Annotated in this window: 20 protein-coding genes; 10 read left to right on the top strand and 10 right to left on the bottom strand. The window is 60.1% G+C overall.

Annotation, left to right across the window (positions count from 1 at the left end; genetic code table 11):
* The first annotated feature begins 11 nt into the window (after positions 1 to 11).
* Genes RBB75_RS17565 through RBB75_RS17600 form a run of 8 tightly spaced genes read left to right on the top strand, consistent with a single transcriptional unit; the run spans position 12 to position 7813 of the window.
* Positions 12 to 281, top strand: a complete 270-nt coding sequence (locus tag RBB75_RS17565) for a flagellar biosynthetic protein FliQ (protein WP_353068811.1) — start codon at positions 12 to 14, stop codon at positions 279 to 281.
* 8 nt (positions 282 to 289) lie between these two features.
* The gene (locus tag RBB75_RS17570; RefSeq protein WP_179637951.1) at positions 290 to 1072 is read left to right on the top strand and encodes a flagellar biosynthetic protein FliR; all 783 of its coding nucleotides are present in this window, start codon (positions 290 to 292) and stop codon (positions 1070 to 1072) included.
* 53 nt (positions 1073 to 1125) lie between these two features.
* Entirely contained in the window at positions 1126 to 2316 is a 1191-nt protein-coding gene (locus tag RBB75_RS17575) for an EscU/YscU/HrcU family type III secretion system export apparatus switch protein (protein ID WP_353068812.1), read from the top strand.
* 35 nt (positions 2317 to 2351) lie between these two features.
* Positions 2352 to 4436: a flagellar biosynthesis protein FlhA gene (gene flhA, locus RBB75_RS17580; protein WP_353070410.1), complete on the top strand. Its 2085-nt coding sequence runs from the start codon at positions 2352 to 2354 to the stop codon at positions 4434 to 4436.
* A gap of 56 nt (positions 4437 to 4492) precedes the next feature.
* Complete coding sequence (locus RBB75_RS17585) at positions 4493 to 5422, top strand: sigma-70 family RNA polymerase sigma factor (protein ID WP_179637953.1); 930 nt, start codon at positions 4493 to 4495, stop codon at positions 5420 to 5422.
* Between the two features lie 59 nt (positions 5423 to 5481).
* Positions 5482 to 6495, top strand: coding sequence for a flagellar motor switch protein FliM (locus RBB75_RS17590; RefSeq protein ID WP_353068813.1), 1014 nt, complete (start codon positions 5482 to 5484; stop codon positions 6493 to 6495).
* A 14-nt stretch (positions 6496 to 6509) separates the two neighbouring features.
* Positions 6510 to 6818: a FliM/FliN family flagellar motor switch protein gene (locus tag RBB75_RS17595; protein WP_179637955.1), complete on the top strand. Its 309-nt coding sequence runs from the start codon at positions 6510 to 6512 to the stop codon at positions 6816 to 6818.
* Complete coding sequence (locus tag RBB75_RS17600) at positions 6806 to 7813, top strand: hypothetical protein (protein WP_179637956.1); 1008 nt, start codon at positions 6806 to 6808, stop codon at positions 7811 to 7813. Before RBB75_RS17595 ends, RBB75_RS17600 begins: the two co-directional genes overlap by 13 nt.
* A 69-nt stretch (positions 7814 to 7882) precedes the next feature.
* On the opposite strand, the gene RBB75_RS17605 is transcribed toward RBB75_RS17600, so the two are convergent.
* The 9 genes from RBB75_RS17605 to truA all read right to left on the bottom strand — a co-directional run bounded on the left by RBB75_RS17605 (position 7883) and on the right by truA (position 18873).
* Positions 7883 to 8302 carry a peptidoglycan-binding domain-containing protein gene (locus RBB75_RS17605; protein ID WP_179637957.1) on the bottom strand — a complete coding sequence of 140 codons (420 nt, stop codon included), beginning with the start codon at positions 8300 to 8302 and terminating at the stop codon, positions 7883 to 7885.
* 225 nt (positions 8303 to 8527) lie between these two features.
* Positions 8528 to 10195: a trypsin-like peptidase domain-containing protein gene (locus tag RBB75_RS17610; protein ID WP_179637958.1), complete on the bottom strand. Its 1668-nt coding sequence runs from the start codon at positions 10193 to 10195 to the stop codon at positions 8528 to 8530.
* A 162-nt stretch (positions 10196 to 10357) separates the two neighbouring features.
* Positions 10358 to 11284, bottom strand: a complete 927-nt coding sequence (locus RBB75_RS17615) for a DMT family transporter (RefSeq protein WP_353068814.1) — start codon at positions 11282 to 11284, stop codon at positions 10358 to 10360.
* Entirely contained in the window at positions 11285 to 13069 is a 1785-nt protein-coding gene (locus tag RBB75_RS17620) for an amidohydrolase (RefSeq protein ID WP_353068815.1), read from the bottom strand.
* 578 nt (positions 13070 to 13647) lie between these two features.
* Positions 13648 to 14580 carry an SDR family NAD(P)-dependent oxidoreductase gene (locus tag RBB75_RS17625; protein WP_353068816.1) on the bottom strand — a complete coding sequence of 311 codons (933 nt, stop codon included), beginning with the start codon at positions 14578 to 14580 and terminating at the stop codon, positions 13648 to 13650.
* A 53-nt stretch (positions 14581 to 14633) separates the two neighbouring features.
* The gene (locus tag RBB75_RS17630) at positions 14634 to 15200 is read right to left on the bottom strand and encodes a TetR/AcrR family transcriptional regulator (RefSeq protein ID WP_179637962.1); all 567 of its coding nucleotides are present in this window, start codon (positions 15198 to 15200) and stop codon (positions 14634 to 14636) included.
* A gap of 191 nt (positions 15201 to 15391) precedes the next feature.
* Positions 15392 to 16261, bottom strand: coding sequence for a hypothetical protein (locus tag RBB75_RS17635; RefSeq protein ID WP_179637963.1), 870 nt, complete (start codon positions 16259 to 16261; stop codon positions 15392 to 15394).
* Positions 16262 to 16660: 399 nt separating this feature from the next.
* Positions 16661 to 18010 (bottom strand): M20/M25/M40 family metallo-hydrolase, encoded by a 1350-nt coding sequence (locus tag RBB75_RS17640; RefSeq protein ID WP_353068817.1) that lies wholly within the window; start codon positions 18008 to 18010, stop codon positions 16661 to 16663.
* Entirely contained in the window at positions 18010 to 18873 is an 864-nt protein-coding gene (truA, locus tag RBB75_RS17645; protein ID WP_179637965.1) for a tRNA pseudouridine(38-40) synthase TruA, read from the bottom strand. The genes RBB75_RS17640 and truA overlap by 1 nt, the downstream gene beginning before the upstream one ends.
* 475 nt (positions 18874 to 19348) lie before the next feature.
* Here truA and RBB75_RS17650 point away from each other — a divergent pair, with 475 nt between their 5' ends.
* Complete coding sequence (locus RBB75_RS17650; RefSeq protein ID WP_353068818.1) at positions 19349 to 21496, top strand: TolC family protein; 2148 nt, start codon at positions 19349 to 19351, stop codon at positions 21494 to 21496.
* A 486-nt stretch (positions 21497 to 21982) separates the two neighbouring features.
* Positions 21983 to 24205, top strand: coding sequence for a thioredoxin domain-containing protein (locus RBB75_RS17655; protein ID WP_353068819.1), 2223 nt, complete (start codon positions 21983 to 21985; stop codon positions 24203 to 24205).
* A 104-nt stretch (positions 24206 to 24309) separates the two neighbouring features.
* On the opposite strand, the gene RBB75_RS17660 is transcribed toward RBB75_RS17655, so the two are convergent.
* A complete protein-coding gene (locus RBB75_RS17660; RefSeq protein ID WP_353068820.1) occupies positions 24310 to 25242 on the bottom strand; it encodes a mechanosensitive ion channel family protein in 933 nt (310 codons plus the stop codon).
* Positions 25243 to 25308: the final 66 nt, after the last annotated feature.

Here is a 25308-nt window from a genome sequence, read left to right on the forward strand (position 1 = left end):
TTGGAGCAGTGATGGGGCCGGACCAGACAGTTGAGATTATGCGGCGGGTGTTGATTGAGGCGATGCTTCTGAGCACGCCGTTGCTGGTGACGGCGGCTCTGGTGAGCCTTGCGGTGAGTTTGCTTCAGACGCTCACCAGCGTGCAGGAGCAGACGCTGACCGCAGTTCCGAGATTGGTGGTGGTCTTTGTCATCACCGTAGCGGTGCTGCCGTGGATGGTGCATCGGCTGGTGGGCTTCACGGTGCGTTTGTTCACCGACTTTCACAGGTACCTGGGATAGAGGCCGCTATGAAACGTGAAGTAAGTGGGTTGATGGCGGATTGGCCGCAGTACCTGTCGGCGGCGGTTCTGGTGATGGTGCGGTTGAGCGGGCTGATGGTCTTCGCTCCCGTGTTCTCCTCTTCGGCGATTGCGCCTCGGATCAAGGCTGGGTTTGTGTTTGCGATGACGATTCTGCTGGCGCCCGCGGTGGCGACGGTTCCGGGCGCACGTGCCGTGCTTGATGGAAGGGCGCTGCTGGGTGAGTTGAGCGTGGGTCTGCTGTTTGGACTTTCGCTGATGTTGTTGAACGAGGCGTTGACCTTTGCGGGAACGCTGCTGGGGTTGCAGTTCAGCTTCTCGCTGGTGAATCTGCTGGACCCGAACTCGATGATTGAGACCGCGGTATTGGGGCAGATGCTGAGCTGGCTCGGGGTGCTTGTGATCATCGGCTCGGGTCTTGACCGGAGCCTGCTGGCCGCAGTGGTGAGGAGCTTTTCTGCGGTTCCTGTGGGACAGGCCGTAATGCAGGCAAAGACCGGAGTGGCACTGGCCATGATGGCGAGTGGAATCTTTCTGGCTGGGGTGCAGTTGGCTGCTCCTGTGATGGCTGCTGCGTTGGCAGTGGAGGTAACTATTGCACTGGTGGCACGGCTGTCGCCGCAGTTGCCTTCGATTGTGATCAGTGTCCCGATCAAGACGATGGTGTCGTATGTGGTCTTGATCGCGAGCCTTGCGGTATGGCCCGGATGGATTGAGCGGCACTTCACGGCGCTGCTGGATGCGGCGGCAAAGATGCTGGTGCGGGCATGAGCGTCATGATGGCGTTTGAGAAACAATGGCGTGCTGCATGAGAGGGAACCTTCATGGCAGATAAAGGCACAGAGCAGGCTACGCCACTACGAAAGAAGAAGGCAAAGGAGAAGGGCGACAGCGTTCATAGCCGGGAGTTGTTGTCGGCGATGGCGATGCTGGGCGGGGTGGTCATGCTTGGGGCGATGTCGAATGGGTTTGTTGCCAGCTGGGGCAAGGTGTATCAGGAGAGCCTGCGCTCGGCTACGACGAACGCGAGCGGCTTGAACGGGCAGAACGGCGAGCAGCTTTTTAATGTGGCGGTGCGGCGAATCCTTGTGCCCTCTCTTCTGCCGGTGGGGTTGGTGATGGCGGCGAGCTTCGCCGGGGCTCTGGTGTCGGGAGTGGCTCAGAGCGGAGGGGTGCAGATCTATACGAGTGCGGTTGAGTTCAAGTTTTCGAAGTTGAATCCGATTACGAATTTGGGGAACCTGCTCAGCTTGCGATCTGCGACGCGGTTGGTTAAGTCGTTGGTGCCGGCGTCGGTGATGGTGGTGTTGGGGTGGGGAGCCTTGAAGGCGTTGATGATTCCGATGCCTGTGATGAGCCTGCTGCGGCTGCCGGCTACGTTTTCTGCCGCGTATGGGCTGGCGCTCGATGCAGCGTGGGTCACGCTGGCGTGGTCCGCGCTGGACTACGCGATCGAGTGGAGGAGTTGGAATCAGCGCCTGAAGATGAGCAAGCAGGAGATGCGCGAAGAGATGCGCGATGCGATGGGCAATCCGCAGATCAAGGCGAAGATCAGGCAGATTCAGCGGGCGATGCGCAAGCGCAAGGTGAAGGCGGATATGTCGCGCGCGAGTGTGGTGATTACCAATCCCACGCACTATGCGGTGGCGTTGGAGTTCAGCTTCGAGACGATGTCGGCGCCGACGGTGCTGGCCAAGGGGCGCGATCTGCTGGCAGCGGAGATTCGCGAAGAGGCGCGGTGGGCGGGGGTTCCGATCATTGAGAATCCGCCGCTGGCGCGGAGTTTATACAAGATGGTCGAGCCGGGGCAGTCGATTCCATTCGATCTGTATGCGGCGGTGGCTGGAATTCTGGCTTTTCTGTATCGGCAGAAGGTTGAGGAGCGGGTGCGGCAGGATCGCCAGGCGAAAGAGCGCGAGCAGAAGGCTCAGCTTGTGGGAAAGCTGCTTGACGGGAGAGGCAATGTGGGAGCGACTGGGATGGTTGGAATGCGTGGCTTTGGAGGTGGGATGTGAGTGAAACAACGATAAAGAAAAATAGTGGCTTCCAGATGGCGAAGCTGCAGACGTTGATGCTGCCGGTGGCTGCGATCAGCATAGTGTTCGTCATGATTATCCCGGTACCGAGTGTGATGCTGGATATTCTGCTGGCTGCCTCCATTACGGCTTCAGTGATTGTGTTCTTGACGGCGGTGCAGGTGCGGAGAGCGGTGGACTTCTCCGTGTTTCCTACGCTGCTTTTGCTGCTGACACTATTTCGGCTGTCGTTGAATCTGGCTTCGAGCCGCAGGATTCTGCTGCATGGACAGGAGGGAACGCACGCGGCTGGCTCGGTGATTGAGGCGTTTGGGCAGTTTGTAGTGGGCGGAAACTATGTCGTCGGGCTGGTGCTGTTTCTTGCGCTGATCGCAATTCAGTTTCTTGTGGTGAGCCACGGGGCGGTGAGAACTGCGGAGGTTACGGCGCGGTTCACCCTCGATGCTCTGCCGGGTAAGCAGATGGCGATCGATGCGGATATGAACGCCGGCCTGATAGATGAGCAGGGAGCGAGGAAGCGAAGACAGGCCATTGCGCGGGAGGCTGAGTTCTACGGCGCGATGGACGGTGCGGCGAAGTTCAATCAGCGGGACTCGCTGGCGACGATCTTGATTACGGCGATCAACATTGTGGCGGGATTGTTGATCGGTGTGCTGCAGCATGGCACAGATCTCGCCACCGCTGTGAAGACTTACACCATTCTGACAGTGGGCGATGGCCTGGTGACGATGATTCCCAGCCTGCTGGTTTCGATTGCGGGCGGCATGGTGTTGACGCGGGCTTCGTCTGCGGGGTCGCTTGATGAAGAGCTGGGAACGCAGCTTTTGAAGGGGCGCAACACGCTTTGGATCGCTTGTGGCGTGTTGCTTGGATTGGCTCTAATTCCCGGACTGCCGAAGCTGTCGTTTGTGTTGCTGGCGGTTGGGGTTGGGTTGATTGCGCGGCGGCTGCCTGCGGCGAAGGAGGCCTCTCTGTTGTTGGCGGAGGAGGCGGCTGAAGCGAATGTGAAGGGCGATAAGGCGAAGGCGGGGGATGCGGCGAAGGGCGAGAATCTGGCTTCGTTGCTGAAAATGGATGACCTGACGCTGGAGATTGGATTCCAGCTGATTCCGATGGTGGATGAGAAGCAAGGGGGACAAATGCTCAACCGCGTTCGTGCACTGCGTAGGCATCTGGCGACCGAGCTTGGGTTTATCGTTCCGCCGATTCATATCACGGACAACCTGCGGCTGAAGCCTCGGGAGTATGTGGTGAGTCTTCGCGGGATTGAGATTGCGCGTTGGCAGACGGAGCAGAACTGGTTGCTGGCTGTGAACTCGGATCCGAAGGCGCGGGTGCTGCCTGGTGTGGAGACGAAGGAGCCGGCGTTTGGCGTGCAGGCGCGGTGGATTCAGCCGGGGCTGGAAGAGCAGGCTCTGGCTGCGGGCTACTCGGTGGTGGACCAGACGACAGTGATTGGGACGCACCTGGGCGAGCTGATCCGCAGACATGCTCATGAGCTGCTGGGACGGCAGGAGGTGAAGCGTCTGCTTGACAGCCTCAACGAGAGTCATCCGAAGCTGGTGGAAGAGTTGGTGCCGAAGCTGATGACGCTCGGCGAGGTGCAGCGTGTGCTACAGCAGCTGCTTCGCGAGCAGGTTTCGATCCGCGACCTGGGGGCGATCCTCGAGATTTTGGTGGAGGCCGCGCAGCAGTCGAAGAACGTGGTGCACCTGGTGGAGAGTGTGCGGCAGTCGTTGGGGAAAGGGCTGGTGCACTCTCTGCTGGATAACGAGGGCGGCCTGAAGGTGCTGGTGCTTGATCCGGAGTTGGAGAGCGAGTTGCAGCAGACCTTTGATCCCCAGGGAGCGGGGTTGCTGCTGGGAGATGGTGCGCGCCCAGCGGGGATGCGATCGGACTTTTTGAAACGCCTGGTGGAATCTGTGAAACGCCTAACCGGAGGAGCCTCGACCTCGGCACTCCCCGTGCTTCTATGTCCGAGTCCGGCCCGTTATCACGTGCGGCGTTGGCTGGAGCCGTTTCTGCCCAAGGTGACGGTGTTGGCACCGGGAGAAATTCCTCCGGAGATTCGGGTTCGGAGCATTGGCACGGTTGGGTAGAGACGGTTCGTAGGACGACGGTAAGGGAGTAGCGGCAGATGAGGAATGGAGGAAGTATGAACACAGACAGTTCGATTCCGGTGCAGGTAGGGCAGAAGTTGTCGAAGGGGAAGCTGACGGGCGAGCAGTGGACGTCTTTGGAGGCTGCACGGTTTGACGAGGTGATGGGTATTGCGGAGGCGGGGATATTCGCTCCGTTTACCGGGGAGGCGCTGGTAGCACAAGTGGATGGCAGTGCCACGGAGCGGGACTTGCTTTTGATGGAGCATCTGCCGACGGTGCGTTACCTGGCGCGACGCATCCATGAACGTCTGCCTCAGCATGTGGAGTTGGACGACCTCGTCTCGGCCGGTGTCGTAGGTTTGATCGATGCCTTCACGAAGTTTGACCACAAGAAGAAGGTGCAGTTCAAGAGCTATGCGCAGTTCAGAATTCGCGGTGCGATTCTTGATTCGTTGCGGACGCTGGATTGGAGCCCGAGGGATCTGCGGCGGAAGGGCAGGGCGGTCGAAGAAGCGATTCGCGCAGTGACGCAGCGGGTTGGGCGAGCGCCATCGGAGCAGGAGATTGCGCGGGAGATGGTGTTGACGCTGGCAGAGTACCAGGCATTGCTAGGCGATCTGAAGGGGCTCGAGATTGGAAGCCTGCACATGGAGCGGTCGGAGGACTCTGGTGATGAGGAGCTTGCGTATGTTCCTGGTGCGCCGGAGGACGACCCGCTGTTTCGCTGCTTGAAGGGGGAGATGAAGCAGAGGCTTGCGGATGCGATCGATGAGCTTCCGGAGAAAGAGCGCATGGTGTTAACGCTTTACTACTACGAAGAGCTGACGATGAAAGAGATTGGGCTGACGCTGGGCGTGGTGGAGTCGAGGGTCTCTCAGATCCACTCTTCGGCGGTGCTGAGGCTGAGGGCGTCTCTTGCGAGTCTGCGGCCAGGCGACTCTGTCGGGGTTGTGAAGGCTAAGGCTTCGAAGCGCAATTGCTGAAGCACGTTGATGCTCTGATCCGATCATTATGAGAGATCTCTAACCGAAGAAAGGGATGCATGGGAAAGCAGCTTGGGCAGGGAGATATTGATGCGCTGTTTGCGGCGGCTGGGGCGAATGCTTCGGCGAAACCTGAAGGAGCCGAGGGGGAGGTGGTGCTGGAGCGGTATGACTTCAGCAGCGCGGGGCAGATCAGCAACGATCAGATGCGGGCGATCAGTTCGGTGAACGACTTGTTTGCGAGGAATTTGATGCACACCTTGGGGGCGTGGTTGAGGACTCCATTCAAGATGAAGCTGGTCGCAGGGGAGCAGCTCCCATTCAGCGAATTTCTGGAACGGCTCTCCTCTCCGAATTACATCTGTTCGATTCGGCTGGAGCCACTGGGAGCTGTTGGGTTGCTGGAGCTGGAGCTGGCGTTGGCATCACCAATCGTGGATGTTCTGCTGGGCGGGGTGGGGCGAGCGTGGCCAGCGCGAGAGTTGACCGATATTGAAGATGCGATTCTGACGTCGGTTGTGCAGATGACGGTGCAGGAGCTGAACCTGGCTTGGCAGTCGGTCGGGCTGGAGTTCGTCTTTGAGAAGCGCGAGTCAGAGGCGGCGGTGGCCCGGATGTTGACTTCTGGAGAAAAGACGCTGTGCGTGAGCTTCGAGGCGCGTATGCCTGAGGCTCAGGGCGCGATGAATCTCTGTCTGCCGGCGGTTGTGCTGAATGCGATTCTGCGGCGTTTGATCTCTGAAGGGGATCGTCCCAAGAGGCGATCGAAGGAGGCGCAGGCAAGGGTGCGGCAATTGATGGGCGAGGTAAAGTTCGGCGCTGCCTTGCAGTTTCCTTCGATGAGACTTCGAGCGAGTGAGCTAGCGGCTCTGGAACCGGGGATGGTCCTGCGTCTGCCGTTGGCGAAACACGCTATCTCCGAGTTGCGGGTTGGCGGCTTGCAGCTGGGAAGAGCGCACCCGGTGAGGACCGGTGAACACCGTGGGGCTCAGCTAGAGGGCGCGATCGAGAGTGAAGACCTAAGCGGCGTTTTGGAGACTCAGAGCGCAGCCGAAACGATGAGTGTGAACTAAGAGAGGGACGAGACATGGAGAAGGTGACGGGTTCGGATGGGATTACAGGAATTGATGCTGGGATGGGACTGTTGTGTGACATTGAGCTGGATGCGACCTTGCAGTTCGGTTCGCGTGATATGTCGCTGCGAGAGGTACTGGAGCTTGGACCGGGAGACGTGGTGGAGCTGGACCGTCATGTGTCCGAACCGGTGGACCTTGTAGTGGGAGACAGAATCGTGGCTCGGGGCGAGGTGGTTGTCGTCAGCGGCAACTTCGCGCTGCGCATCACGGAAGTGGCTACGCCGCAGTTGAGACTGGAGAGCATTCGATGCCTTTTCTAACGAAGAAGACGGGAGCGATGAAGGTGAGCGCGCTGATGCCGAGTGCCTTGAGAGTAGGGAACGGGGTGGCCTGGCAGGAGGATGAGTACAGGCCGTCGAAGGAGCTTGTGGGATTTGAAGGGTATGGTCTTCCGGCTTCTGCTGGGAAGACGCCGCAGCGGAGGATATGCGAAAACTCCGAGTGTGAGAGTGGTTGGACGATGCCCTGGCGCAATCGACGCCGACCGATCTTCGAAGGACAGTGGGGATGCAGCGGACGGTGCGTGCTCGCGATTGTGCAGGCGGCAGTGCGTCGCGAGCTGCGAGATGGAGGGGCGTCGGCAGATTTGTCTCCGCATCGGCATCGAGTTCCACTTGGCCTGCTGATGCTGGCGCAGGGGTGGATTACTCACCCCCAGCTTCAGAGGGCGTTGGCGGCACAAAGAGAGAACGGGACAGGGAAGATCGGCGAATGGCTCCTGAGCGAGTGCGGCGTGGAGGCTGAGCAGATTACTCGTGGATTGAGCATGCAGTGGGGGTGTCCGGTGCTGACGACCGAGGGATTTTCTCCAGAGGCGATGGCTTTGGTGATGCCCAGGGTATTCGTTGAAAAGTTCGGTCTGCTGCCGTTGAGAGTTGCGGGCTCACGAATTTTGTACATCGGCTTCGCGGATCATCTGGATGCGTCGTCCGCACTGGCGATGGAGCAGATGACTGGATTGAAGGTTGAGAGCGGAGTGGTGGAGGGGGCCCAGTTCGAGGCTGCTCGAAGCAGGCTTCTTGCGTGCGAAGGAGTGGAGGCAAAACTGGAGACTGCTGCGGATAAGAATTCGATGGCGGCGCGGATTACCGCGGTGTTAGAACAAAAGCAACCAGTGGCGGCTCGCCTAGTACGACTTCATCAGGACTATTGGTTGAGGATGTGGCTGGAAAGCGGCACAGTGGGAAGAGCGGGTAATCTGCCGGTGTCACATGAGGACGTGAAAGACCACGTCTTTACCATCCGGATTCAGTAGCAACAACGTATGCGAGTCTCGTCGAAAGGAAAGAGAGCCGATTGGCCCTCTTTTTGTGTGAGCGAATGTTTATCGCTTCATGAAACCTGAGGTTGGAGATACACCGGAGACAGTCATTGCAGAGGTTCCGTTCGTCACCTTGGAACTCTGTTCGGGTCCGAGACCGAGCTTGATGATGGCTCGGGAGTCGGGGATCAACTTTGTCTGCCAGCCGTTATCTTCCTGAAATTTCTGCATTGCTGATTGCGTCTGGGAGTCCCAATGGCCTGATGCCTCGCCGGAGAGATAGCCGGACTTGATCAGGGAAGTCTGGATCTGGGTGGCTCGCGCATCGTCGATGGTTCGCTGACCCACTGGCTTTGCGGATTTAGAATGTTTGCTCGACACCTTGTGCGATGTGGGGCCACGACGCGGGTGAGTCAACGCCAGGCATGGGAGTGCCGTTGCCAGAAGTAACGTCGAGGTGAGAAGTTGTTTGCCAAACTGCATAGTTAGAACACCACCTTGGAGTAGATCGGTAGTGGATACCCGATACGGCCGTCGATGTTGACAGTAGAGTATCCCGATAGTAACGCGCTGCGCAACAAAAAGGTTGACTAATGGGAATACATCTTTTTTGTGGGCTATTTGTGTAGTTCATCGGGCGATGAAGCAGGAGTGAGGCTGAGATCTATCAGGACACTCCTTCTTCTGCAGTTTCGATGAGAGGAACAGCTACGGCAGCGTGCCGCCTACGTAGGAGTTGAGGTTTTTCTGGGTGGCAGACTGAATGACAAACACTACGTCGTCTTTAGATTTGAGGGTGGAGACGATGGCACGATAGCTGGCCTCATCTGTCACGGGTTTGCGATTGATTGCGGTAATGATCGTTCCTTTGCCGAGACCAATCTCATCAGCGAAGGAGCCGGGGCGGACGTTGGTGACGATGACGCCACCCTTGATTCCCACCTTGGCTGCTAAGGAGGCCGGGATCACCGAGACGGTAATGCCAAGCTTGCCCTCTCCTGCATCAGCCTCCTGCGGGGTAGAGGTGTCGTCGGGCTGGCCGGTGATGTCGGCATAAGTCTTGGCACGATCACCGATGACTACATTCGCGGTGTTCTGCTTGCCGTCGCGGAGGTAGCCTAGCTTTACAGTTGAGCCGACATGGCGGGCTGAGATGTCATTGACCAGATCATCGCCATCTTTGATGTTCCGGCCATCGATCGAGACGATGACGTCGCCTGCTTGAATGCCGGCCTTTGCTGCGCCGCCATTGGGTGTGACGACGCCAACGATAACGCCGCTCGAGAAGCCATACACCCGGTTGACAGCAGAAGACTGTGCGACCTGGAACTGAATGCCGATGGAGCCACGAACCACCTTATGTTCGGGTCCGATGAGCATGTTGTAGACGGTGGCGATGATGTTGGCGGGCATGGCGAATCCGACACCTTGCGAGCCCATGGACTGGGTGTAGATGGCGGTGTTCATGCCGACGACCTGGCCTGCCATGTCGACGAGCGGGCCGCCGGAGTTGCCGGGATTGATGGCGGCGTCAGTCTGGATGAAGCGCTGGAACTGGGTTTGAGAGACGCCGTTGGGGCTAGGCTCGTCGATGCTGCGGTTCTTGGCGGAGATGATGCCGGCGGTCACGGTCTTTGAGAGGGCGAAGGGGCTGCCGATGGCGAGGACCCAGTCGCCGACCTGTGCGCCGTCGGAGTTGCCGAGCTTGACGGTGGGGAGCGGCTCTTTGGTGTCGATCTTGATAACAGCGATGTCGGTGTCTTTGTCGACGCCGATCACGGTGGCATGACGGCCTTCGTCACCGGGACCGCCGTCCGGGTCGGTGGAGAGCTTTACGTAGATCTTGTCGGCTTTATCGACGACGTGGTTGTTGGTGATGATGTAGCCGCGAGGATCGACGATGAAGCCGGAGCCGAGCGCGCGGCGTTCGCCCGCAGCACCACCGTCGCCATCGTCGCCACCCTGGCCGCCTCCGAAGAAGCGGTTGAAGAAGTCCTGCATATCGCCTGGGGACTGCTGGCTGTCATCGTCCCCGTTGGGGTCGCTCGGCTGGGGTGTTTTCTGCGTGCCGCGTCTGCCACGTCTGCTGGTTGATGGCTTGGGTAGCTCTTCAGTATTGATATTGACGACGGCGGGTCCGACCTGTTTGACGATCTGGGAGAAGCCATTGGAGAGCGCGACCGGAGAGGGAATGACGAGCGGTTTGGCGTCGCTGGAGTTGACCTCAGACTGCTCTTTGCCGCTGACATTGCGCGTGAGAATTGAACCTGCGAGTATGCCGACCGACAATGTGGCGAGAAGGGTGAACGTCGTGGCGAGGCGATGGGTTCGGACGCGTTCGAGCAAGGTGGAGGATGTGTTCTTCGGTGTATCCATTAGTAGGTCTTGACCTCAGTATTATGTGTTGCTGTGTGCCGGATCGTGTGCGCGGCGTAAAGTTTAAGTATAGTCGCTGCGGTGTTTTGTGCTTTGGCCTGAGGTGAGGTCAGCTTCACAATCTCATTAGACGCAAAAAGAAGACGAAAGTCTGCGTAAAGCTCAGGCCGGGTAGGTAGGGATTGGAGCTTCCGAGGGAAAGGTCTCGATGAAGGCGATCCCAGAGAGAATGAGAGCAGCTCCCAGGAGAGAACGGCGGCCTAGATGTTCGTGCAGGACGAAGAATGAGGTAAGGCAGGCGAAGATGGGCTCGAGAGTGAGGAGGATCGCGGTGTGGGTGGGGGGTAGGTGCTGCTGCGCCCAGCTTTGGATGGTGAAGGCTGCGGCTGTCGCAAGGAGGCTGGTAATGGCGAGCGCTGTGACTAACCGAAGCGTGAGGGTGAGATGAGGCCTTCCGCCTAAGGGTAGGGTAATGGCCATCAGGAATGCAGCTGCTCCGATCTGGAGAGCGGCGAGCTGGGCGGTTGGGACCTTGCGGGAGGTATGAGCCAACGACAGGAGATGGGCGGCGAAGGCTATGGAGCAACCCAGTGTGAGTAGATCTCCCGCACCGATGCTGCTGGAGAGATTCCGCCAGGATGTTCCGGCGGGCGTAGTGAGTAGGAGAAGCCCGGCGAAGGCGAGGATGGCTCCGATGGCGGATGTCCAGCGGGGAGGTGGTGTTCCTTGCGGGCGAATCGCAGGGATGAGGGTGAAGAGGGGGACGAAGACTACGACCAAACCGGTGATCAGGGCGGACTTCGCCGCGGTGGTGCGGGCTAGGCCGGTGGTTTGGAACTGGTATCCAGCGGCGAGGAAGAGTCCGACGATGACGCCGGACACTATGGTTTCGCGGTTAATGTCGCGGAGTTGACGATAGTTCACGATGGCTAGGGCGATGAAGGCAAGAGCCATTCTGAACAGATTGAATAGCAGGGGTGAGATGTCCTGGAGCGCATCTTTTACTAAAACGAAGGTGGCCCCCCAGATGATGACGACCGCGAGAAGTAAGAGGTGGGCCAGGGTGGTGGGGCTTAGTTGGCGTGGCAACTAGTTGCTCGCTCCGGCGTTGGGCTTCGGTGACGAGTAGACCGTTTTGCCGTTCACGATGGTGCGAAGGATCGTGGTGTGGAGGAGTTGCTGCGGGGTTGCGGTGGTGATGTCGCGGTCTAGAACGATGAGGTCGGCGAGGTATCCGGGTTCGAGACGGCCCTTCTGGTGTTCGCGAAACTCGGCGAAGGCGGAGGCCTGGGTGTAGGCGTAGAGGGCCTCGTTGAGGGAGATTTTTTCCTGTGGCTGGAAGGTCTGGGTGCCGGCTTCGTTCTGGCGGGTGATGGCGGCGTAGAGTCCGCGGAAGGGGTTGATGGACTCCACCGGGTAATCGGTTCCGAAGGCGAGGGTGACGTTGTGGTCGAGGAAGCTCTTCCAGGCATAGGCGTACTTCGCGCGGTCGGGGCCGAGGCGGTCGGTGGCCCACTTCATGTCGGTGAGGAGGTGGGAGGGTTGCATGGAGGCGATGACGCCCTCGCTCGCGAAGCGGTCAAAGTCTTCGGGCATCAGGACCTGGGCGTGTTCTATGCGGAAGCGGAGGGCTGCGGGGGTGGTGACGATGTGGGCGTCGGGGTTATCAGGGCTGGAGTTATCAGGGCCGCGGGTGTTGGGGTTGGGGGTTGGCGGGGCGAGGGTGGCGACCTGGTCTGCGGCCCCGAAGGCATTGAGGGCCATGGCGTTGGCACGGTCGCCGATGGCGTGGAAGCCCAGCTGGAAGCCTGCGGCGGCGCGCTCGGAGGCTAGTTGGGTGAGCTTGTTCTGGTCGTAACGGGGGAGGCCGGAGTTGTTGGGGTCGTCGGAGTAGGGCTCATCGAGGGCTGCGGTGCGGGAGCCGAGGGAACCGTCCATGAAGGCCTTGAGCATGGTGAGGTGGAGGAGCGGGTCGTCGGTGGGGTGGCTGGCGCGGCGCTCCTTGAGGACCTCGAGGGGTTTGTCGAAGGGGAGCCACTCGGCGAAGCGGAGGTGGAGTTTGTTCGCGTCCTCTAACTCTTCGAGGGCGAGGAAGTCCTCCCAGTCGGAGTAGTCCTGGACGCTGGTGACGCCATGGGCGAGGGCGTCGTTGATGGCGAGGTTGAGGGCTTTGGTGCGCTCCTCGGGGCCGGGCGAGGGGATTTTGTTGAAGACGAGGTTAGTCGCGGCGGATTCGCGGAGGATGCCGGTGGGGTTGCCGGAGGAGTCGTGGTCAATTTTGGCCCCCTGGGGGTTTGGGGTCTCGTCGGTGATGCCGGCGGCGGCGAGGGCGGCGGAGTTGGCAAGTGCGATGTGGCCGTCTACCCGCTCGAGGATGCAGGGGTGGCCCTGGGTGATCGGGTCGATGTCCTCGCGGGTGGGGAGTTTGGCTCCGGGCCAGAGGGTGTGGTCCCAGCCGCCGCCCTGGAGCCAGGAGCCGGGCTGGGCTTTGGCGGCGTAGGTGCGGATGCGTTGCTGCATCTCGGCGAGGGATCTGACTCCATCGAGGTTGATGGAGAGTTGCTGGCGGCCAGCGGAGGCCATGTGGGTGTGGGCGTCGTTGAAGCCGGGCATGGCGAAGGCGTTGTGCAGGTCGATGATGCGGGTCTTCGGGGCCTTCAGTTTGAGGATCTCGGCATCGGTGCCGGCGGCGAGGACCTTTCCTTTGGCAATGGCGAGGGCCTGGACCTTTGCGGGGGTGGGGGAGGGGTCGTTGGGGCGGAGGTGGGTGCCGGTGAGGATGTTGCCATGGAGGTAGATGGTGTCAGGCGGAGTCTTCTGCGCCTGGACGAGGGTGGTTAGGAGGAGAGTGGCGGTGAGAGTGAAGGGTTTCACGAGTGGAGTGTATCGCGGAGTGTGGTGGTGTTTGTGGAGAAGTGTGGTTTAGAGCGGGACTTTTGTTGACTGCACCCTCCCCCTCCCCTCCTTGAGGTATCTTGCAGGGAAGTGTATTTGAATCAGTGGCTTACAGGTGGTTGATGGCGCTAAAATATAGAAGGTAAATGAGTTGCGCACAAAATACTTGTTTTGTTTGTGTTGCGGGTAGTACTTCGTCTGAAAGTGCAGGTTTTATCCTGCGTGACTGCTGACCACGCGTGGGGGCTGTGTTGAGATCTGATTTATTGGCTTAGTTCTATTATACCGGGCGGAGCATAACTGATACGCCACGCTAAAGTTCGCGGCTGGCGCGGGTTTTGTGTGATTAGGGGCTTGACAGGTTTTCGAACAGACGCGTCAGAGGCTGTGTAGAACTTGCTTTAGGGAGACTCTGATTAAGTACCAGCATTCCCTCAGCGACTAAAGTCGCGTTCCAGCGGATCAACTGCGGCGGGACTAAAGTCCCGCCCTTTCAAAACAACTTAATCAGAGGATACTCAGGCCAGATCGCCCTCAGGCGGGGCGCTGGCCTCCATTCATTTTGGAAACGTCGATAGTAAGGCGCGCGTTTCTGCGACGACACGGTCCTGAAAGTTGGGGTCGCGGACGAGCACGGAGCCGGGCATTGGGCGTCCGCGCTCGTCGTAGTAGATGCCGGTCTCACCGGATTCATTGATCAGGATTTTGGTGATTACGCTCGCGGCTCGCTTTGGGGTGCTCAAGATTTTGATGAAGGGCATGAGCAGCGGCACAAGCAGCGGAATAACGAATGTCTGCAGAGAGCGCACAAGGGCCCCGGCGTCATGCCCTCCCAAACCGGTGGTTGGATTCAGGCCTGGCTCGACCGCGTTGAAGTGCAGCCGTGGAGTCTCGCGGGCGAAGGCCATTGCTGTGGCGAGGTTGCACTGCTTCGAGGTGGCGTAGGCGTCCGCGCCTGGCATCCTGGAGCCGCCGGGGTTCCACTCGCCGCGCGTGCTTGCCTCGGCGGAGAGATAGCGGCTGCCGCGGAAGCCCGCCATCTTCGCCGGCTTGCGCTCGGGATCTTCTACAGCGGAGGCGACGAAGATGACGGTCGCACCATAGGGGAGATGCGGTATGAGCGCTTCGGTCAGTACGAATGGGCCGAGGTGGTTGGTTGCGAAGGACATGTCCCAGCCCATTGCATTCTTTGTAGCGCGCATCTGCATGATGCCGGCGTTGTTGAGCAGCCCGACGATCGGGAGATGGAGCGCGACGATCTCCGCAGCCGCGCGCCGTACGCTCACAAGATCCGACAGATCGCAGACGGCCGATACCGCATGCCCACCTTTTCGCTCAATTGCCTTCTGCAATTCATTGAGCTTTCCGCGGTCGCGTCCGACCAGGACGACCGTGCCGTGCGTGGCCAGCTCAAATGCCGTGCAGCGGCCTATACCGGAGGTCGGGCCGGTGATGAGGTACGCCTTGCGATTGGTGGGATTATTCGACATTTTTCTCCATTTAATTGCGTGTCTAGTCAGTCATTATTTGGCTAAGAAACTGGCTAGGTTAATACGCGCCACAGGGCGTCAAAACCGGCTTTGCAGTGCTTGTCCGCGTTGGCTGGGTCCTGGACCATGAAGTCCATCGTTGCCTCGGCCAGCGAGTTCATGATCGCGACGACAAAGCCCATCGGAGCTCCGCGCAGGGGACCATTGGCGCGACTGCGTTCCAACAGGTCGCCGATGGCTGTCATGGTCTTATGCCCGGCGGCACGTGTCGCGGGCGTGATCTCGTCGGAGACGCCGAGTTGGGTGAGCGCGCGTCGCTTCTCGGGATTGGAGACTGCCCAGGCCATCCAGTTTGTCCAGACGTGAGATACCTGGGTCCGAAGCTCAGCCCCGGGCCGAAGTCCTTCGAGGGAGGCAGAGGCCATCCCGGCTTTCAGTTCGAGATAGAGTTGATTGAATAGATCAGCTTTGGTCTCGAAGTAGGTGAAGAGGGAACCGTTGGCTACGCCAGCATCTCTAGCGATGACTGCGGTCGGTGCGCTGAGCCCCTGGGTGACGATGACGCGAGTTGCCGCTGTCAGGATGGCGCTGCGCTTGTCTTCACTTCTTGGTCTGGCCATCGCTTTTGTTTCCTTGTGCTGCATATTTAGCATATAAGAGAGTGTCTAGTCAGTCAATACGCTTGTACAAAACGCCCTATGCGAGCGACGAGCGATACAGCATTCAGGAACTATGCCATCATGGCGCTTCCCGCTATAAGTGCGAGAAGCGCCATGATGGGGACTTGCCGGGGACTGGTGCTGTCGGGTGTTTAGTAGGGGCGGTAGTAGCCGTAGGGCGGTGGGTAGGCGTAGCCGTACGGGGGTGGCGGAGGTGGATAGCCGTAGACCACGTGCGGGTGTACGACGGCTGGGGCCTGCTGGATGATGGTTGGGGCGGGTGCCTGGGCCTGGACTACGACGACCGAGGGGTTCTGTTGCTGGGGATAGTAGGGCTGGGGCGCGTAGGACTGCTGGACGGGTTGCGGATAAGCCGGCTGGGGATAGGCCTGTTGGATGGGGGCGGCCTGCCGCTCCACTGGAGCTGGGGTGGGATCGGCGTAGTTGAAGCGGGAGATCATCTCGGGCTGATGCTGGACCTCTGACTTGGTGGGGATGCCTATGTCGTCGAGGAGTTTGATGGTGAGGCGGGTCTCGGGCTTGAGGACGGGGTAGGGTCCGCGGCGGGGCAGGTTGATGAGATCGATGGGCCAGAGGACGGGGATGAGCCACTCGATGGTGTCGCGGGTGGCGTGTCCGGTGCCGAGGATGCGGCCGTTGGAGTCAACGCGATTTTTGCCGGAGTCTGCGATGACGCGGGTAGAGATGGGGATAACGGTATCGTTGCCTACGACGATGCGATCGAATTTGAGCTCCATCCAGCCCTTGCCGACGAAGTGGCCGGGATCTTTGTAGTCTTCAAAGCGGCCGACGAGGTAGCTACCGTAGGGGAGAACGGAGCGACCGTAGAGCTCGACGCGGCTGAGTTGGCAGAGGACGGGGTCGCCGAGGTGAAAGGTCTTGGATGAGATTTTGTCTGAGACCATGCACTGCATGACGGAGCCGGCTGGAATGAGCTGCTCTGCGCCTGCGGTGAGGGAGACGGGCAGAAGAAGGAGCAACGTGGCAAAGATGCGCTTCATGGGGGACCTCCACAACACACGGAGAGCTGGAGTGCCGTGTGCTTTACACCTTGGGTTCGCCGGATCGCGGGGGTTGATCTCGAGACGTGCCAGAATGTTAGGCGGATTCTTGGGCAGGATTTTAGCTTAATTGTGGCGGCTTGCCACTTAATTTTCTGTGGATCGAAATTTAGGCACCTCCAAAGTTTGCCGCTTCTGGTCAGGACCCTTCGTTGGGGTACCTTAGCTCTCGGCTATATCGGCACAAAGGTTGATCTCTTTAGTGCTTTGCAAAGTTTTTGTGCTGTCTGCGGTGGGAACACGGTAGTTTTTGCAAAGTTGCTAAGAAAAATTGATGAGTAGGTTCGACTTCGCTCAGGTCAGGATGACGGCAAAGGCTTAGAAGGCTTGAGACAAATGCTAGTTGTTGCCAGGGAGGCCTTCGGCCACGAGTTGGGTGGTGTCGAGGAGGGTGAGGAGGATGCGGCGGAGGGCGGTCTCGCGGCCGGTGGGGTCGTACCACTCCTGGAGGGTGTGGATGCCTCCGCCGATGCCGCCGCTGCCGAGGGCGAGGGCGGGGATGCCGCGGGAGAGGGGGATGTTGGCGTCGGTGGAGCCGAGGCGGAGCTCGGTGCGGAGGGAGAGATGGCGGTCGACGGCGCGGAGGGTGTGGAGGAGGGGGGAGTCGTCGGGGAGGGTGGCGGCGGGACGGTTTCCTATGGTCTCGATGTGAAGCTTTAGTGGTGTGGTGGTGGTGGATTGTGCGGTGACGATGTCGTCGAAGATCTGGTGGATGCGGGAGGCGGTGGAGGTGAGCAGGGTGGAGTCGGTGGAGCGGAGATCGAGGAGGGCGGAGGCGGACTCGGGGATGGAGTTGATGGAGGTGCCGCCGGAGATGTGGCCGACGTTGAGGGTGGTGAGGGGGTCGGTGGGGAGGTGGAGGGCGGCGATCTCGGTGAGTGCTTTGCTGAGGACGAGGATTGGGTTTGGGGTGCCTGCGTCGGCCCAGGAGTGACCGCCGGGGCCGGTGATGGTGACGCGGAAGCGGAGGCTGCCGAGGGCTTGGTTGATGGCGGCGGCGGTTCCTCCGCCTTCGAGGATGAGGGCGGCGGCGATGCTGGTGCGATAGGGGCCGCGCTCGAAGAGGTGACGCATGCCGCGGAGGTCGCCTTCGCCCTCTTCACCTACGTTGGCGGCGAAGAGGATGGGGATGGGTGGCGTGATGTTGGCGAAGCGAAGGGCTGCGGCGATGGCGAGGAGGGCGGTGAGGCCGGCGGCGTTGTCGCAGATGCCGGGGGCGGCGATGCGGGGTGAGTCTTTTTCTTCGGTGAGGTCGATGGGGGTGTTGGGGGGGAAGACGGTGTCGAGGTGGGCGGAGAGGAGGATGCAGGGTTGGAGTTGGCTGCTGTCTGGCGATGAGGGTTTGTCTACGGTGCCGTGGTCAGGGAGAGTGTCAGCGGCTTCGATCGAGGTGTCGTTATTTAGAGCAGGAGAGGATGCTGCTTCGGGTTGGAGTTCGGCGAGGGCGTTGCCGGCGTCGTCGAGGTGGAGGTTGGTGAGGCCGAGGTGGTGGAAGCGCTCGAGGAACCAGGCGGCTCGGGCGGATTCGCCGAAGGGTGGGGCGGGGATGCGGACGAGCTCGAGCTGCCACTGGCGCAGTTGGGGTTGGTGGAGGTGCAGCCAGTGAAAGGCGCGGTGGACGGCGGTGAGGGTGGCAAGGCGAGAGATGCGGCGCTGGGCGTTCGCCGTCGATGCGGCTGTGGCTGGCATCAGGAGTTGGCCTCGGCTTCGGTATGCGTGATCTCGGCGTCTGTATATAAGACCTCGACGAGGAAGAGGCCGCGGGCGGGGGCGGTGGGGCCGGCGGCGGAGCGGTTGCGGGCGGCGAGGATCTTTGGAATGGCGTCGGGGGGGAGGCGGTTGGCGGCTGCTTCGACGAAGGTGCCGACGAGGTTGCGGACCATATGGTGTAGGAAGCCTGAGCCGGTGATTCGGTAGATGAGGAGGTCCTCTTGTTGGTGCCAAGCGGAGTGGAAGATGGTGCGGGTGTTGTCGGTTGGGATGGGAGAAGGTGTGCTGTCAGTCGTTGGCGTGACTGCGGCTTCTTCTAATGATCTGGTGCGGGTGGTGAGGTCTGGGTCGGCGGCGGCGAAGGAGGTGAAGTCGTGGGTGCCGAGGATGTGGATGGCAGCTTGTTGCAGGGCGGCGAGCTCGAGGGGAAGGCGGCAGGCCCAGACGTAGGGGGCAAGCATGGGGGAGCAGATGCGGTCTTCGTCGTCGCACGAGGGGAGGATGCGGTACTCGTAGGTTTTGCGGCGGGCGCTGTGGCGGGCGTGGAAATCTTCGGAGACGGCTTCGATGGCGAGGATGCGGATGCTGGGTGGGAGGGCTCGGTTGAGGGCGCGATGGAGGTTGGCGGCGGGGATGGGGACGGAGAGCGAGAAGGTGGCAACCTGGCCGAGGGCGTGGACTCCGGTGTCGGTGCGGCCGGAGCCCTGGGGGAGGACGGTTTCGCCGGTGACGCGATGGATGGCCTGGGCGAGGGTTCCCTGAACGGTGGGGAGAGAGGGCTGGATCTGCCAGCCGTTGTAGGGGGTTCCGTCGTAGGTGAGGATGGTCTTCCAGTGCGGCATGGGCTGCTTTGGACGGTATCACGGTTGGGAGGGATGAAGTAGAGGACGCGGGCGAGAGCAGCTGTTGGTAAGGGCAGGGGGTTGATATACTTACCGTATCGTATCCAGATACTCACTTTTGGGAATGTAGTTTTACTGAAGATGTTGGGAACGAAGCGGGCGATGAGTGCGTATCTGTGCTGGAACCCCGACAACGTTGATGGTTAGAGCGGTGTTTGGGTTAGCAGGATTTTTCCTAGTGTCGTGGCATAGGTGCCTTCGCATGTCTGTGGCTGTCATTTAAGAGTCGTTGGGAAGGTGCTGCGCGTCTGAATAAGAATTGCAAAATCTGGTTGTGAGGCTGAACCCCTCGTGTGGTTGAGCGGGGTTGGGAGAGCTGTTGAGTCACCGGGAGTTCGGTGAAGTTGATTATTCCGGTGTAGGGCGTTGCCGGTAGAGCGTCGAGAAGCTTCAGGAAAGAGTTGGAGAGCGAATCGTGAGATTAAAGGATATGCAGGGGGCGGCGAGCATTGCACTGCTGCTGATGAGTCTGTGCACACAGCCGAGCTTGGGGCAGGAGCAGACGCAGTCGAACCCAACCAGTGCGACCAGGCCGGCAGCGCCGCAAGCGGTGGCCAACGACACGACGGGACAGGCGGGATTGCCGCAGGCTCCTGATCCGAAGCCGACCGAGCCGTTGTTTTTGCGCGATACGAGCCGCGACTATACGAAGCCGAAGAGCCATATCTGGAATCCGATCGCTCCGTATACTGCGATTCAGGTTCCGACCTTCCAGATGGGGAACACGACGCTGGGAAGTTTGCTGAAGGATGGGAAGATCTATCTGAGCCTGGCGGATGCGGTGACGCTGGCTCTGCAGAATAACTACGATATTGCGATCTCGCGGATCAATCTTGATATTGCGGATACAGATCTGCTGCGGGCACGAGCGGGATCTTCACTGCGCGGCGTTTCGACGGGTCTGCTGACGAATACGATTGGCGGAACGACGACGACGATTACGACGGGCGGCGGACCGGGAGCGACGTCGCAGGGCGTGGGCGGCGGCGGTACCGGTGTCGGTGGAATCGTTGTGAGCACGAACGGCGGCGGGCCGGTTCCGGAGAATCTGGATCCGGTGCTGACGGGGCAGCTGGAGTATGAGGCGTCAACGCAGCCGCAGTTGAATACGCTGTTCAGCGGTGGGTTGTCGGTGTTGACGACGGATACGGCGACTTACAACTTCGGCTATGCGCAGGGATTTCTTACCGGCACGCAGTTGACGGTGGGGTTCAACAATACGCGCGTGACGACGGATAATCCTTTCAGCAACTACAGCCCTTCGTTGACGACGAGTTTCAAAGCGACGGCGACGCAGCACCTGCTGCAGGGTTTTGGCTGGGGCGTGAATGGCCGGTTTATCCTGCAGGCCAAGAACGACCGGCGGATTACGGACTCGGCGTTTCGTCAGCAGCTTCTCTACACGGTAAATCAGGTGGAGAACATCTACTGGGCTTTGGTGAGCGCGTATGAAGATGAGCAGGCGAAGGAGCGTCAACTGACGCAGTCGTCGCAACTGACCTCGGACAACCGGAAGCAGTTGGAGATTGGCACGCTGGCGCCGCTGGATGTGGTGAACTCAGACAGCGCGGTGGCGAGCGACAAGCAGGCGCTGGTGGCGTCGAAGACGAACCTTGAGTATCAGCAGCTGCTGATGAAGCAGGCGATTTTGCGGAATCTTAACGATCCGCAGATGTCGCAGGCTCCGGTGATTCCGACTGACCGGGTGGCGCTGGATCGATTGCCTGAGGAGGATCTGCAGGTCGAGGATCTGGTGAAGCAGGCGTATGCGAACAACCCGCAGATTGAGCAGGCGGTGTTGAATATGAAGAATAACGAGATCACGATCAAGGCGTTCAAGAATGGATTGCTGCCGATTGTCGATGCGTATGCGTTCTATGGCGGGAGCGCTCTGGGTGGTGCTCAGAACCCGAATGCCGTCAACTTCAACTCCACTGCTCCTCCGCCCAATAACAAGTATCCTCCTGGAACGTTTCCTTCGGTTGGGTATGGCGATGTGTTTCAGAACACGTTCAACAACAACGCTCCGGATAAGGGTGTTGGCGTGAACATGACGATTCCGCTGCGGAACCGGCAGGCGCAGGCGGATCAGGCGCGGTCGCAGATGGAGTACCGGCAGTCGCAGATGCGGTTGCAGCAGCTTTACACGCTGATTCGGATTCAGGTGACGAACCAGCAGTATGCGTTGACCAACGACCGGGCGCAGGTGCAGGCGGCGCAGGCGGCGAGAGACTTCGCGGCGCAGAGCCTGGATGCGGAACAGAAGAAGTATAAGCTGGGAGCATCGACCACTGCGAATGTGCTGCAGCAGGGCAGAAATCTGGCGACGGGGGAGAACAACCTGATCTCCGCTACGGCAGCGTATGCGAGAGACCGGGCGCAACTGTTCCAGCTTCTGGCGAACACTCTGGATCGTTATGGGATCAGTATCGAAGCTGCGGCGCAGGCGGTTGGAGGCGCGGGAATGCCGACGCCGGTGATTCCTGGGCTGACGGCTCCGAAGGCTCCTGAGCCGCCGAAGCCGATTGATGTAAATCCTGGTGCTGCTCCGCCGCAGCAGTAGCAAGGGATGATTTGATGGAGGGCTCGGGCTTTGGCTCGGGCCCTTTTTGTTTTTGAGTGGGTGCAAGACTGCTACAAAGCAGGCTTTCAGGGCGGCGAACATTGTGCTTTCCCACCCATCGCAGAGAACGCGATGGATGGGGCACCCGGCTGTTTGCGAGTGCGAGCGGCGGATTCGTCCGCTTCGCTGCGGAATAAAAACAAAAGAGCAGGCAACGGCAAAGGCAAACGCAACGGGCAAGGCAAAGGCAAATGAGGGGGTTCTTCGCTGCGCTCAGAATGACGGGCTCTGTTCGTGATCGTGATGACGAGCAACCCCTTTGGTCGAGATGACGGTGCTTTTTTGGGTGATGAGAGGCTAAAGCGGATTTGCTATTGGTGCGTAGGAAGACAACCGCAGATTCCCTTCGGGAATGACAAACCAAAGGTTCGGAATGACGAACAAGGTATGAGGTTGGGGACCGCGTTTGAACTAGACTGGAGGTCTATGAGTCATAAAGCGGCGAGTAACGATCCGACTGTGAGCAACGAACCGGTGGCGAGTGAGGAAGCGGCGGGGATTCACGCGCAGGGTGATGGGCACTTGAACTCTTTGGCGAGTGCGGCTTCGGCTTATCTGCGGTCGGCGATGCATCAGCCGGTGGAGTGGCAGGAGTGGGGCGAGGCGGCGTTCGAGAAGGCGAAGGTAGAGGATAAGCCGATCCTGCTGGATATCGGCGCGGTGTGGTGCCACTGGTGTCATGTGATGGATCGGGAGTCGTATGAGAGTGCGGCTACGGCGAAGATCATCAACGACCACTTTGTTGCGGTGAAGGTGGATCGGGATGAGCGGCCGGATGTGGATACGCGGTACCAGGCGGCGGTGTCTGCGATCAGCGGGCAGGGTGGTTGGCCGTTGACTGCGTTTCTGACTCCGGAGGGGAAGCCTTACTTTGGGGGGACTTATTTTCCGCCGGCGGATCAGCATGGACGGCCGGGGTTTCAGCGGGTGCTGCTGACGATGGCGGAGGCGTTTCAGAATCGGCGGGATGAGGTAAATGAGTCGGCTGGAAGCGTGATGGCGGCGATTGAGCATAACGAATCGTTTATGGGGAGGGCAGGGAATCCGGGGCCGGAGCTGGTGGCGAAGCTGGTGGGGTCGGCGCTGAAGCAGTTTGATTCGCGGTCGGGCGGGTTTGGGTCACAGCCGAAGTTTCCTCACTCGGGGGCGATCGATCTGCTGCTGGATGTGGCGTCGCGCGTGTCGGCCGGCGGGATGGAGAATGTGAGCGAGGCGGCGAAGACTGCGGCGATGGTGACGCTGCAGAAGATGTCGAGGGGTGGGATCTATGACCATCTGGCGGGGGGATTTCATCGCTACTCGGTGGATGAGCGGTGGGTGGTGCCGCACTTCGAGAAGATGTCGTATGACAACAGCGAGCTGCTGAAAAACTATGTGCATGCGTTCCAGACGTTTGTGGAGCCGGAGGCGGCACGGGTGGCGCGGGAGATGATTGGGTGGATCGACGAGTGGCTGAGCGACCGGGAGCGCGGCGGGTTTTATGCTTCGCAGGATGCGGACTTTTCGCTCGAGGATGACGGCGACTACTTTACGTGGACGCGCGATGAGGCCGCTGAGGCGCTGACTGCTGAGGAACTGGCAGTGGCGAGCGCTTACTACGATATTGGCGAGATCGGCGATATGCACCACAACCCGGCGAAGAATGTTCTGCATGTTCGAGGGACGCTGGAGGGTGTGGCAAAGGCGAATGGGATTACGGTGGAGGTCGCGAAGGAGCGGCTGGCTGCTGCCAAGGAGAAGCTGTATGCGGCGCGGCTGAGGCGGCCTACTCCTTATGTGGATAAGACGATCTATGTGGGCTGGAATGGGATGATGATCTCGGCGTACCTGGAGGCGGGGCGGGTGCTGGATATGCCGGAGGTGCGGGCGTTTGCGCTGAAGTCTCTGGACCGGGTGCTGGCGGAGGCGTGGGAGGCCAAGGCTGGCGTGGCGCATGTGGTCGCTTATGGCGAACAAGGCGGGAAGGGAGTGCGGGTGGCTGGGGTGCTTGAGGACTATGTGTTCCTGGGGCATGCAGCGCTGGATGCGTGGGAGCTAACCGGGGAGATGCGATACTACACGGCTGCAATGGCAATTATGGAGAGTGCGGTGATGAAGTTTTATGACCCGGTTGGGTGCGCGTTCTTCGATACTGAGAGTGTTGCGGAGGGTGAGACTCGGCTGGGGGCGCTGGTGACGCGGAGGAAGCCGTTGCAGGACTCGCCTACACCTGCGGGGAACTCTGTTGGAGCGGCGTTGCTGTTGCGGCTGGAAGCGTTGAATGGGCGGGAAGACTATGCAGTGAAGGCATTGGAGACGCTGGAGACGTTTGCCGGGGTGGTGGAGCACTTTGGGCTGTATGCCGCTAGCTATGGGCTGGCGTTGCAGAGGATGGTCTTGAGGTCGGTGGAGATCTGCGTGATTGGGGACGATGCCGCGGCGAGGAGGCTTGAGGCGGTGGCGTTGGCTCGGTATGCGGTGAATAAGAGCGTGATTCGGCTGCGGCGGGATCAGCTGGGGGCGCTGCCTCCGGCGCTGGCGGAGACGCTGCCGCATCTGCCGGGGCTTGAGGGGGAGGGGAGCTTTGCGGTGGTTTGCAGCGGCAAGGGGTGTTTGCCGCCGGTTGCTACCGCGGATGAGTTGATTGAGGCTATGAATAAGGCTTTGTGAGGGTGTAAGGGTTGTCCTGCCGGACGGGCTCGCTGCGCGCGAGGCGGTCACTTCGTGACTTGTATACCGCTTCGCGTGATTCTTCCGTCGGTCGGATTGATTTGCTAGCTACCTATTAGAGGCTGCTGTAAGGGTGGGCCTGTTGGGTTTGGCGCTCGGAGGATGAGCATGTTCGCGGGATCGTTGCCTAGCGGGATGCCTTCCTTTTCGAAGGTGAGGATGATGCGGCGGCGCAGTTCGCGGAGGACGGCATCTCTCTGGTTGGCGCGGACACGGAGCTGGATGGGATAGGTGACCTCGCGGCCGTTGATCTTGTCGACACCGAGGACGACCGGATCGGCGATGGCAATGTCTTTGAAGGCTGAGTCCTGGCGAACCTGCTCGGCCAGGGCTGTGAGGACGGCGATGACTTTGTCGGGATTGGCGCTGGCGTCCACACTGACGGGAAGGGTGGCGACGGCGTAGTCGCGGGAGAAGTTGGCGACATTGGCGATCTGGCTGTTGGGGATGATGTAGAGGGTGCCGTCGGCGTCGCGGACGCGGGTGCTGCGCAGGGAGAGATCTTCGACGGTGCCCTTGAGTCCGGCGAGAGCGACGACTTCGCCTACGTTGTACTGGTCCTCGATGAGGATGAAGATCCCGGTGAGCATGTCCTTGAAGATGGATTGCGCGCCGAGGCCGATGCCGACACCAACGATGCCTGCGGAGGCGAGGATGGGCTGGTAGGGGATGTCGAAGATGTTGAGCAGCTGCAGGAAGGCGATGAAGCCGAGGACGCCGTAGGAGGTGGCACGCACGATGGAGGCGATGGTGCGGAGCTGGGCGGCGCGGTGGAAGTTGCCCACCTGGTGGTCGGCGCGGGTACGCATCTTTTTGACGAAGAGGAGAACGACGCGCTGGAGGATGAAGAGGACCAGGAGGACGACGATGATCTTGGGCAGCTTGTTCTGCAGGAAGAGGATGATGTCCTGATGCCAGTCGCGTTCGATGACCTGGAGGATTCGCTCGTCTTGCGGGGGAACTACCAGAAGGAGCATGATTACGGCGTCTCGCTTTCGAAAAAGAATACTGTGAACAGAATGCGTCAGGTGTTTGTAAGATGC

This window comes from Tunturibacter empetritectus, assembly GCF_040358985.1.
Taxonomy (GTDB): Bacteria; Acidobacteriota; Terriglobia; order Terriglobales; family Acidobacteriaceae; genus Edaphobacter; species Edaphobacter empetritectus.

Coding starts and splice junctions, on each gene's coding strand:
- RBB75_RS17575 (WP_353068812.1), top strand. CDS start 1,126: ATGGCAGATAAAGGCACAGAGCAGGCTACGCCACTACGAAAGAAGAAG.
- RBB75_RS17600 (WP_179637956.1), top strand. CDS start 6,806: ATGCCTTTTCTAACGAAGAAGACGGGAGCGATGAAGGTGAGCGCGCTG.
- RBB75_RS17590 (WP_353068813.1), top strand. CDS start 5,482: ATGGGAAAGCAGCTTGGGCAGGGAGATATTGATGCGCTGTTTGCGGCG.
- RBB75_RS17635 (WP_179637963.1), bottom strand. CDS start 16,261: ATGAAGCGCATCTTTGCCACGTTGCTCCTTCTTCTGCCCGTCTCCCTC.
- RBB75_RS17570 (WP_179637951.1), top strand. CDS start 290: ATGAAACGTGAAGTAAGTGGGTTGATGGCGGATTGGCCGCAGTACCTG.
- RBB75_RS17610 (WP_179637958.1), bottom strand. CDS start 10,195: ATGGATACACCGAAGAACACATCCTCCACCTTGCTCGAACGCGTCCGA.
- RBB75_RS17605 (WP_179637957.1), bottom strand. CDS start 8,302: ATGCAGTTTGGCAAACAACTTCTCACCTCGACGTTACTTCTGGCAACG.
- RBB75_RS17595 (WP_179637955.1), top strand. CDS start 6,510: ATGGAGAAGGTGACGGGTTCGGATGGGATTACAGGAATTGATGCTGGG.
- RBB75_RS17640 (WP_353068817.1), bottom strand. CDS start 18,010: ATGCCAGCCACAGCCGCATCGACGGCGAACGCCCAGCGCCGCATCTCT.
- RBB75_RS17565 (WP_353068811.1), top strand. CDS start 12: ATGGGGCCGGACCAGACAGTTGAGATTATGCGGCGGGTGTTGATTGAG.
- flhA (WP_353070410.1), top strand. CDS start 2,352: ATGGCGAAGCTGCAGACGTTGATGCTGCCGGTGGCTGCGATCAGCATA.
- RBB75_RS17660 (WP_353068820.1), bottom strand. CDS start 25,242: ATGCTCCTTCTGGTAGTTCCCCCGCAAGACGAGCGAATCCTCCAGGTC.
- truA (WP_179637965.1), bottom strand. CDS start 18,873: ATGCCGCACTGGAAGACCATCCTCACCTACGACGGAACCCCCTACAAC.
- RBB75_RS17585 (WP_179637953.1), top strand. CDS start 4,493: ATGAACACAGACAGTTCGATTCCGGTGCAGGTAGGGCAGAAGTTGTCG.
- RBB75_RS17625 (WP_353068816.1), bottom strand. CDS start 14,580: ATGTCGAATAATCCCACCAATCGCAAGGCGTACCTCATCACCGGCCCG.
- RBB75_RS17655 (WP_353068819.1), top strand. CDS start 21,983: ATGAGTCATAAAGCGGCGAGTAACGATCCGACTGTGAGCAACGAACCG.
- RBB75_RS17630 (WP_179637962.1), bottom strand. CDS start 15,200: ATGGCCAGACCAAGAAGTGAAGACAAGCGCAGCGCCATCCTGACAGCG.